The 9,752-nt window shown below is 60.0% G+C and carries 7 protein-coding genes; 4 read left to right on the forward strand and 3 right to left on the reverse strand.

The features are described 5' to 3' along the window. Window positions 1-5 precede the first annotated feature (5 nt). From OXI69_11185 to OXI69_11195, 3 genes are all read right to left on the reverse strand, one after another. Entirely contained in the window at window positions 6-1,343 is a 1,338-nt protein-coding gene (locus OXI69_11185; protein MDE2666707.1) for a hypothetical protein, read from the reverse strand. 18 nt (window positions 1,344-1,361) lie between these two features. Further along, on the reverse strand, window positions 1,362-1,961 hold the full coding sequence (locus OXI69_11190) for a sigma-70 family RNA polymerase sigma factor (GenBank protein ID MDE2666708.1): 600 nt from the start codon (window positions 1,959-1,961) through the stop codon (window positions 1,362-1,364). Window positions 1,962-2,121: 160 nt separating this feature from the next. Continuing rightward, window positions 2,122-3,591, reverse strand: coding sequence for a pitrilysin family protein (locus OXI69_11195; GenBank protein MDE2666709.1), 1,470 nt, complete (start codon window positions 3,589-3,591; stop codon window positions 2,122-2,124). A gap of 934 nt (window positions 3,592-4,525) precedes the next feature. On the opposite strand from OXI69_11195, the gene OXI69_11200 reads away from it, so the two are divergent. The 4 genes from OXI69_11200 (at window position 4,526) to OXI69_11215 (ending at window position 9,728) form a co-directional block, all read left to right on the forward strand. Further along, window positions 4,526-5,233, forward strand: coding sequence for a tetratricopeptide repeat protein (locus OXI69_11200; GenBank protein ID MDE2666710.1), 708 nt, complete (start codon window positions 4,526-4,528; stop codon window positions 5,231-5,233). Window positions 5,234-5,447: 214 nt separating this feature from the next. Next, complete coding sequence (locus OXI69_11205) at window positions 5,448-6,236, forward strand: NTP transferase domain-containing protein (GenBank protein MDE2666711.1); 789 nt, start codon at window positions 5,448-5,450, stop codon at window positions 6,234-6,236. A 12-nt stretch (window positions 6,237-6,248) separates the two neighbouring features. Next, the gene (glmS, locus tag OXI69_11210) at window positions 6,249-8,099 is read left to right on the forward strand and encodes a glutamine--fructose-6-phosphate transaminase (isomerizing) (GenBank protein ID MDE2666712.1); all 1,851 of its coding nucleotides are present in this window, start codon (window positions 6,249-6,251) and stop codon (window positions 8,097-8,099) included. A 141-nt stretch (window positions 8,100-8,240) separates the two neighbouring features. Then, a complete protein-coding gene (locus OXI69_11215; protein ID MDE2666713.1) occupies window positions 8,241-9,728 on the forward strand; it encodes a magnesium chelatase in 1,488 nt (495 codons plus the stop codon). Window positions 9,729-9,752 lie beyond the last annotated feature (24 nt).

The raw sequence follows: 9,752 nt of genomic DNA on the forward strand, positions 1-9,752 counted from the left end.
CCGGGTCAAGGGAGATCGTCATCGGTGGTCAGGTGGGAAAACAGTAGCGGTTCACTTCCCGGCTTCAGGCTGCCTTCCTTGGGCTCCAGCGTAACGAAAACGGAATCGATCTGGGAAAGCACTTCGGGATCGTCGAACTCGAGGATCCAGCCTTTATCGTTCCTGGCATCCGCATAGAAGATACCCAGGCTCTTGGGTGACCCCGTGAGGGCGGAACTGCGTTTCCCCCACGCCTGGAGCGAGAAATTAGCCAGCGATTTCCCCCCCCTTGGCGTCTCGTGGGCATAGACAAGCAGGCGCCTGCCCTCGGCATAAAACACATGTGCATCTACGATTCGCTCTCCTTCCGGATCATAGTCCTCGACGTAGCTTACACGCAGATTGCGGTCCGTCAACAGGTCCCGAATATCCCGGTCCGCGGCCAACAACTCCTGATCCCGCTGGATGGTCTCTGCCTGCTCGTTCACCTTCCGGACCAACTCGTCGATCTGCTTATCTTGAAGGGCCAGGGTCACCTCCTGGGTGGCCCCCTGTTTCCGCAGAGCCTCCAATTCGCCAGTGCGAATCTGAAGAGCCTTCTCCACCCTTGCCAATTTCTCCGACAACCGCGTTCCCGAATTACTGGCCTCCTCCAACGCTTGATTCAAGGCATCGGCATCCGCCTGGGTCTCCACCAGCTTCCGGCTTTGACTCCGCAAACTGGCCAGGGCCCTGCGCCGCTGGCTTTGCGCCCGAGACAGATCCTCAACCAGCCGATCCATTTCCGCCCCCGACTGATCGGGGACTGCGACAGTGACAGGAGCCGGCGACAAACCGGCCAGGGACTGGTCCGAAATTTGACGGTTGAGCCGGCTGATCTCCTCGCGGAGTTGGCTCACCCTGGCCGTGGCGCTGGACAATCGCTCTCCACCCCGGTACCACTGGAACCCGTTCAGCCCCAGCGCCGCCACCAGGAGACCGGCCGCCACCGGCAAGGCGTATCGGGCCATTCGGGTCGGCCGATACCATTGCCCAGCCCCAACCGCTGAGCGGGTTGCGTTTCCGGCTCTGGTGGGCGTAGTGGGAGAACTGCTCTGATGCTCGGCGCGCTGCAGAAATCGCTCCCTGTAGCTGTATTCATGCAGGGCAACCTTCGAGGAGGAATCGGCAGGCTCTCCCGCGGCAACCAGCGGCAGGTGCTCGTGAAGGATCTCCAGGTAATCCTGATGGATTCTCCGACAATCCTCGCTCGCGATCAGGTGGGAGCGCAGTTCGGCGTACTCCTCGGCAGAGATCTGGCCAAGTGCCGCCAAGGCGCACAATTTCTCGATTCGTTCACAATTGAATTCATCACGCTTGGACATGGTGACATCCCCTGGGTATCAACCCGTGGTCCGGTTCATGCAGCCGTGGGCCTGCAGGAAGGAACGCAACTTTTTGAGACCCCGGTAGTAGTGGTTCCGTATGTTGGACAAGGGCTCCTCCATTTGGACGGCAATCTCCTTCAGGAGCAACCCCTGAAAATAGGCCATGTCCAATGTCCGGCGTTCCCTTTCCGTCAACGTCTGCAATCCCTTCTCGATCATCTGACCCCAATCCTGATAGGTGAGGCCGTTCCGCCCCTTCATGGAGTGGGCGAATTCATGGCTTTCCAGGTCCGTTTCTTCCGACTGGTCATAGAAGTTCCGCAAGGCCAGGTACTTTTGCCTGTTGAGACTCCTGTGATAGGCATACTGAAGAATCCAGGTCTTGGCGCTCCCCTTGTCGGGATTGAAGACTTCAATCCGCCGGTAAATCTCAATGAATACCTCCTGCATGAGATCTTCCGCTTCGCCCCGATCACGAAGAATCTTCAGAGCCACGCTGAAGACCAGGCGGTAGTAGCGGTCAAACAGAAAGCCCAGAGCTTCCTGACGACCCCGCTTGAGCTCTTCCATCAACTCTTCGTCGGTCCTGGTATGGAGCTGTTTGTCTGTCAACATGAACCCGTAACCTGGACCGGACCGGCAACGGCCGGGGCACAACAGCAGAAGAAACCAACCCTTTAAAGTATGCCGCCTGTGCTGAAGGTTTGTATCAACCGGCGGGGCTCAACATTGGTCCGCTCTCCGCGGAACCCGCCGCGGTCCAGATATTTTATTGTCACTCGGAACGTACTGGAAGAGCAACCACTTCAGCGGTACCGAAGCGGTCCCACCGGGAAGGGCCCGTCGGATTCGATCCCGTCACTACCGCAACCGCCCGGGTCGTGCTGAGGTGGGCCTTGGCGGCTGCCTGTATGTCTTCCGGGGTCAATCTGCGGACATGGTCTCGGAACCGGTGCAAGAAATCCTTGGAAAGAGAAAAGAGCTCCATCTGCGTCAACCCGTCGGCAACGGCGTCCGGGGATCGCATCTTCTCCACATGACTGGCGATGAGTTGGGTCTTTGCCGACTCCAGCTCGGTCTCCGAGACCGGAGTTTGCTTGAGGCTCTCGACAGCCTCCAGGATGGCCGTCAGCGCACCCGGGGCAGCCTGTGTGGGAACCTTGGCCAATACCTGCAACATACCTCCGATCCGGAAAAACCAAATCCGACTGTCGAGAAATCGATAGTTGATCCGGTGAGTCAGAAACACGCGGCTGAGGCGAGAACCGGTACTCAGTCCTCCCAAAAGCAAATTCAGAACCTCGAGGCTGTAAAAGTCGCTGCTCGATCGGCGTGGAGTCCTGTGACCGAAGACGATTCCCGCTTCCGAGCCGAACTCTTCTTCGCCAATAAGCTGGATGGACAGGCGATCCAACCGCGGAAATTCGGGATACCCCGGTTCCTGAGGGACTCCCTTGGTCCAGGGTCCCAGCTTTTCCCGGGCTGCATCCAGCAGTTCCCTGCCGGGAATGGCGCCGACCACAATCAGGGAGGCATCGTTTGGAATGTAGTGGCGACGCCGGAAGTCGTCCAGATGACCGTATTGGACGGCCTCCGCGCCCTTCCCCGTTCCGGAACCGGCCCCATAGGGATGATCCCCGAAGATCGCTCGTCTGAAACGACCGTGGGCCAAACCATCCGGACTCGTTCCGGGAGGATCATCCTTCACCGGCGCGGTGGCCGGCGCCACCTTGTCCTCGAACGGTGGCGGAGCCAGGGCGGCTCCAAGCAGGTCCAGGAAGGTGCGCAAGCGGCGGGGAGGCATGCCGAACCGGAGGATGGTGGCATCGGGCTGGACGTCCACCTGCAGCTCAATGCCCAGCACCTCCAGCTCTTTGGTGTCATCGGGAGTTTGGACCAGCAGCCGGCGGGCCGACAGACGTGCCAGTCCGGGCCGATGGACCGGATCAAGGGTCGATCCCGACCTGATCAGAAGATTGACAACCAACCGGTCACCGCCCTGGCGATGCAGGAGCACGATGCGCAAGCCGTTGAGCAGTTGGAAGCGCTGAACGGTGGGCTGGCCTCCGGCGTCTCGCTCCCTCTCCTCCCCGAAACCGGATTCCGGCAGGGCGCCAGGGAGCATACCGCCTACCACGGCCGCCCCCAGCCAGACAACCCTGCTGGCAGCCGCAAGCCCCCTGCGACCGACACCGCTCCGCGGGGTAATCAGCCTCCGGGACAACCCGCCGAAGTAACCTTGCAACGCCTGACCTCCTGAAATGCCGCACCCTGGCCCGGAGACTACCGCCGGGCCGATTGGAGGAGCCGTGGCCCTGTTCGAGCCCCCCCTCGAACCCCGGGTCAACCTGCTTGTTCCCAGTGTATCAGACGGACTGCCTGGCTGGAACAACCGGGGGGAATCCACCGAGGGTGGCAACGGACAAAGAGTTATCCACGAATGGACACGAATGAACACCAATAATTGAATCGATGCGTTGAGCTTTTTGCAAAATTCTCACCGAGGCAGGCCATCTTGCCGGCAAACCTGAGGTTCTGCCTTTTTCAACATCCGGTGCGGCCCGTTGAAGAATGCTGTCTGACCACAAAAAGCATAGAAGTCACAAATGGTTTTTTGTGCCTTTTGTGGCCAGTCCGGGCAAACTTCCCGCTGCCGAATCTTGCAAATGGCTCGAGTTGTCAATTGGGTGTGTGTGATTACAGATTTCGAGAGGGAATGCTACCAAGGACACGAAGTTATACCAATCTATCAAGTTTGCGGATGCATATTGGCGCTGCTTGTCGTTGAAGAGAGTCCATCAGTATTCGTGTTCATTCGTGGTTCATCTTTATTTGAGAGCTCGGCAGGTTTTTCTTCGAATGATCCGCACCGCAAGGCAGAGCCGGCGATGCCTCGCGGCGTCGCCCGGAGGCCCGGTTGACGGGCCGCGACGCTTTCTGATATGAGTATTGACCGCTTCAAGCTTATGTCAGCCCACCCTCATTGCTGCTTGCCTGGTGTCGTTCATCCTGCCGCACGTGCCGAATCCAAAAACGTGGGCGCCCGGCCGGGCTGGCGAAACCCCTGCGCGCGGACATCTTGCAAGGAGAGATGAGGGCGCCGGCTGTAAGGAATAACTTCCGGGGAAGCGGTTTTTCAGTTGCGACCGGCCGCCGCTGACCTGTCAATCAAGGGAGACATGCCCAGAACTCAGCCGAAAGCCAAGGCGAGAACTTCGTCGAAAACTCCGTCGCCCGAACTCGACTCGATCCCTGGTTCGAAGGCCGCCGGGTCCACCGAGGGCGCGACCGCCAAGCAGACCCTTTCCGCCAAAGCCGGCAGTACCCGGTCCTCACGGCGTTCCAGGCCCAAGACAGCCAAGCCGCGAGCCGGTTCGGCCAACCCGGGCCGAAGCAGCCTGATCAAGGGGTACGAGACGGCGGTTCGTCTGCTCTATCGTCAACAATTCGAGCAGGCGAGAGAAGCATTCGAGAAAGTGATCTCCGCGGACGGCCAGGACAAGGAGATATACGAGCGGGCTCTGACTCACATCAAGCTGTGCCAAAACAGGATGGCTCGCCGCCAACCCGTCCCCAAGACCACCGAAGAGTTTTACAATGTCGCCATCACCCTGATAAACGACGGCCGGTTCCAGGAGTCGATGAAGCACCTCAACCGGGCGCTGAAGCGGAGCCCCAAGTGTGACTACGTGATCTACGCCCTCGCGGTCTGCCACTGTCGACTGGGGAACAGGGACCGTGCCCTGAAACACCTCAAGCTTGCTATCGACCTGAAGGTGGAGAACCGCTTCCTGGCCCAACGAGATTCCGACTTCGATCCGCTCATGAGAGACTCCCGGTTCACCTCGCTGGTCTTTCCGGAGGAATCCCCCGAAGCAACACCGTAGGCGGTTCGCACTCAGTGCTTTCCAAGATCAGCCCAATCTCCCCAGCCATCAGAATCGTCTCTATTGGAGAAGGAACGGGGGTCCCCCGCCTCCACTCGAGGCTCAAGCTTTTTGTTCGGAGCATCGATTCGAGACCTGCTCTGGCGATTTCCGATGCCAGTAGGGGCCTCGATCGCCTGCAGCCGCCACTGTCGGCTTCGGCCTCCGCTCAAACATGAATCACCTCCACGTCCTGATCATGGCGGCCGGAAAGGGCACGCGCCTCAAGTCATCCCTGCCGAAAGTACTGCACCCCTTGGCGGGACGGCCGCTGATGGAACACCTTCTACCGACCGTCGAGGCCTTGAACCCTCAACACACTCTGGTGGTCGTAGGGCATCAGGCCTCCCTGGTGAAGTCGAGGCTGAGGCACCGAGCCGTCGAGTTTGCCGAACAGGTTCCGCAACTGGGAACCGGACACGCCGTTCAGGTTGCCAGGGACTGGTGGTCCGGCAAGCCCGGCAACCTTCTGATTTTATCGGGCGATGTGCCATTGATTTCCGCCCGCACCCTTCGGAAAATGATACAGGTGCATGATCGAACCAGAGCCAGCCTCACGCTGCTTTCAACCCGGCTGTCCGATCCCACCGGCTATGGCCGGATAATCCGGGCGGAGGACGGGAGGGTTCGGGGCATCGTCGAACAGAAGGAGGCCGGCCCCGCCGAGCTCCAGGTCAAGGAGGTCAACACCGGGCTCTACTGCTTTCGAATCCCGGAGTTGTCCGAAGTCATCGACCAAGTGACCGCCGACAACCGGCAGAAGGAGTACTACCTTACCGATTGCGTGGGCCTTTTAAGCCGCCAGGGGAAAGCGGTGGAGGCCGTGGTCTGCGACGATTGTCTGGAAGTCATGGGAGTCAACAGCCCGATCGATCTGTCTCGCATGGAGAGAGTCCTGCGGGAACACCGTTCGGAAAGTCGGGAGACCCTTGGACCCGCTGTCACCGATCCTGAGTCGGTTTAAGGCAACACTGCCATGTGCGGAATCATTGGATACGCAGGAACCGAGCCGGCTGCCCCCGTGCTGTTGGATGGGCTGAAGCGCCTGGAGTATCGAGGGTACGATTCAGCGGGAATCGCGGTCATCGGGGGCCGTCGTCTGCACATCCGCAGGGCTTCGGGCAAGGTCGGAAACCTTGAAGAGGCCGTCAGGGACAACCCCTGTGAGGGTACCGTCGGCATAGGCCACACCCGCTGGGCAACCCACGGCAGACCAACTGAAGAGAACGCTCACCCCCATCGCGACTGCCGGCGGGAATTCGTGGTGGTCCACAACGGGATCATCGAAAACTACCTGCCCCTCAAGAAAGCCCTGACCGCGGAGGGACATCGATTCGTCACCGAGACCGACACCGAGGTCATCGCCCACCTGGTCGAAAAACACTACAAGGGCTGCCTGGAGGATGCGGTCCGCAAGACCGTCAGCGAAATGACCGGCCTCTACGCTCTGGTAGTGCTGTCCCTGCACGATCCCGGAACACTGGTCGCGGTCCGCCAGGGCCCTCCGATCGTCATCGGCATCGGCGATGGGGAATCCTTTGTAGCCTCGGACATCCCGGCGATCCTGAAACATACGCGGGACATCGTTTTTCTGGGCGACGGCGACCTGGCCGCCATCCGCCCGACTGCGCTCAAGGTTACCAGTTCTCAGGGCCGCTCGGTGACACCCAGGGCGCAACGCATCACCTGGGACCCCGTCATGACCGAGAAAGGTGGATTCAAGCACTTCATGCTGAAGGAAATTCACGAGCAGCCCCGGGCCATTCGAGACACCACCCTCGGCCGTATCTCTCGAGACACCGGGAAAATCATTCTCGACGAAATGAAAATGACGGCGGCGGATTTTCGACAGGTGGAACGGATTCGCCTGATTGGTTGCGGAACCAGTTGGCACGCCGCCCTGGCCGGCAAGTTCATGATCGAGCGCCTGGCCCGACTGCCGGTCGAGGTGGAGTACGCCTCCGAGTACCGCTACCGGGAACCCATCGTCCCACCCCACACCCTGGGTATCCTGATCACTCAGTCGGGAGAAACCGCGGACACCCTGGCGGCCCAACGGGAAATCCGGAGGCTGGGAGCCGCAAACCTCGCCATCTGCAACGGCGTGGGAAGCATGATTACCCGGGAGGCTGACGGCGTCCTCTACACTCACGCCGGCCCGGAAATCGGCGTGGCCGCGACCAAGACCTTCACCACCCAGCTTTGCTCCCTCTTCCTCTTCGCGCTGTTTCTGGCCGGCGTGAGGAAAACCGTCAGTCCGGAGCAGGCGCAGGCCCTGATCGAAGAACTGGCCAGGGTGCCGCAAAAAATGGAGTCCTGCATCGGACAAGCAGCCCACCTGGATGAGCTCGCCAGGCACCTGTTTCGAAGCGTGCACGTCCTGTTCCTGGGACGCGGCATCCACTTTCCCATCGCCCTGGAAGGGGCGCTCAAGTTGAAAGAAGTCTCCTACATTCATGCCTCGGGCTACCCGGCAGGAGAAATGAAACACGGCCCCAACGCCCTGATCGACGAAGACCTCCCGGTGTTGGTGATCGCAACCAGCGAAACCGGCAATCCTCAGTCCACCTTGCTCTACGAAAAGACCCTCAGCAACATCAAGGAAGTCAAGGCCAGAGACGGACAGGTCATCTCGCTGGTGACTCCTTCCAACAACGAGGCCAAGGATGCCTCCGACTTTCATATTGAAGTCCCCTCCACCAAGGACCTCTTGCTTCCCATCCTGGAGGCCGTTCCACTCCAGCTACTGGCCTATTTCATCGCGGTCCGCCGCGGCTGCGACGTGGATCAACCGAGAAACCTGGCCAAGAGCGTTACCGTGGAATAGGCCATCGGTCGGCTAAACCCGCATTTCTCACCCCCGACAATGCAGTTGTCACCCCCCGGGATGGCGCTATAATCAATATCATCGAACACATTATCCACTCCCCGGATGGCACGAACGAAGCCTTCCCGGCCGGGCACTGCCATGAATCGACCCAAGACGCTAGGTGAGTTGAGGAAAACCGGATGGGCAGCGCCCGGGATGCGGAAGCGCACGGTCAAGGAGGAGATGCGGGCCAATGTCATTCGCCAACTGGAAGCCGGAACCCGGCTGTTTCCGGGAATCTTGGGGTATGACGATTCGGTGGTTCCCCAGGTGGTCAACGCCATTCTGTCCCGTCACAACCTGATCCTTCTGGGGCTGCGCGGTCAGGCCAAGTCCAGGATTCTGCGGGGGCTCACCCAATTCCTGGACGAGGAAATCCCGGTCATGGCCGGCTGCGAGATCAACGACAGTCCCTTCAGACCCCACTGCCGGGCCTGCCTCGACATGGTGGAAGAGATGGGAAACGAGGCGCCCGTTTCCTTTTTGCCCAGGGAAGCCCGTTACGTGGAGAAGCTGGCCACGCCCGACGTGACCATCGCCGATATGATCGGGGATGTCGACCCCATCCGCGCCGCTCGCAGCGGACTCAACCTCGCCGACGAGTTGACCATCCACTACGGACTGCTTCCGCGAGCCAACCGGGGCCTGTTTGCCATCAACGAGCTCCCCGACCTGGCCGGGAAGATTCAGGTGGGTCTCTTCAACATTCTGCAAGAAGGGGATGTCCAGATCAAAGGCTACCCCGTGCGCTTCGAGCTGGACGTGGTAATGGCTTTTACGGCCAACCCCGAGGACTACACCGCCCGCGGAAAAATCATTACCCCCTTGAAGGACCGCATCGGAGCTGAAGTGAGAACACACTATCCGGTCGCCCTCAAGGAGGGCATCCGGATCACCGAGCAGGAAGCCTGGCTGAACCGGCCGGGGAGTGCAAACCGACTGCGGATTCCCCGTTTTATCCAGGAGGTGGTCGAGACCATCGCTTTCATGGCTCGCCGGGACAAGAAGGTGGACAAGCGCTCCGGAGTGAGCCAGCGGCTACCCATCACCGTCCTGGAGAACGTGGTCTCCAATGCCGAACGCCGGTGCATCGCCAGCGGAGAGAAGAAGGTGGTGCCTCGCATCAGCGACGTCTACGCCGCCCTGCCCTCCATGACCGGCAAGCTGGAACTGGAATACGAGGGAGAGTTACAGGGGGCCGAGAAGGTCGCCCAGATCCTGATTCGCGGCGCCGTGGGAAAGGTTTTTTCCCGCTACTACGACCCGGCGAACCTCAAGCACATCGTGGACTGGTTCGATCTGGGAGGAGCCCTGAAACTTTCCGACAGCGCCTCGACGAGCGAAGCCTTTGAGCAATTGAACCAGATTCAGGGACTGGTGGAAAAGACAGCCTCCCTGGAACCGCGCCGGAGAGGACGTAAAGACCCGGCATTCCTGGTTTCAGGCTGCGAGTTCATCCTGGACGGGCTTCACGCCTTGCGCAAGATCGATCGCAACGAGGACAAGGGCTATTTCGCTTCGGAAAAAAAGAGACCTCAGACCTTCATCGACGACCAGCCTGCCCGACGGCGGAGATCGTTCAACTAGTGTTCTGTCTCAGAAATAGGGTTG

The organism is Acidobacteriota bacterium (assembly GCA_028875575.1).
Lineage (GTDB): Bacteria > Acidobacteriota > Terriglobia > Versatilivoradales > Versatilivoraceae > Versatilivorator.

What these genes read in the sequence shown, in the direction of transcription:
- OXI69_11200 (MDE2666710.1), top strand. Translation starts at nt 4,526, where the DNA reads ATGCCCAGAACTCAGCCGAAAGCCAAGGCGAGAACTTCGTCGAAAACT.
- OXI69_11185 (MDE2666707.1), bottom strand. Translation starts at nt 1,343, where the DNA reads ATGTCCAAGCGTGATGAATTCAATTGTGAACGAATCGAGAAATTGTGC.
- OXI69_11205 (MDE2666711.1), top strand. Translation starts at nt 5,448, where the DNA reads ATGAATCACCTCCACGTCCTGATCATGGCGGCCGGAAAGGGCACGCGC.
- OXI69_11215 (MDE2666713.1), top strand. Translation starts at nt 8,241, where the DNA reads ATGAATCGACCCAAGACGCTAGGTGAGTTGAGGAAAACCGGATGGGCA.
- OXI69_11190 (MDE2666708.1), bottom strand. Translation starts at nt 1,961, where the DNA reads ATGTTGACAGACAAACAGCTCCATACCAGGACCGACGAAGAGTTGATG.
- glmS (MDE2666712.1), top strand. Translation starts at nt 6,249, where the DNA reads ATGTGCGGAATCATTGGATACGCAGGAACCGAGCCGGCTGCCCCCGTG.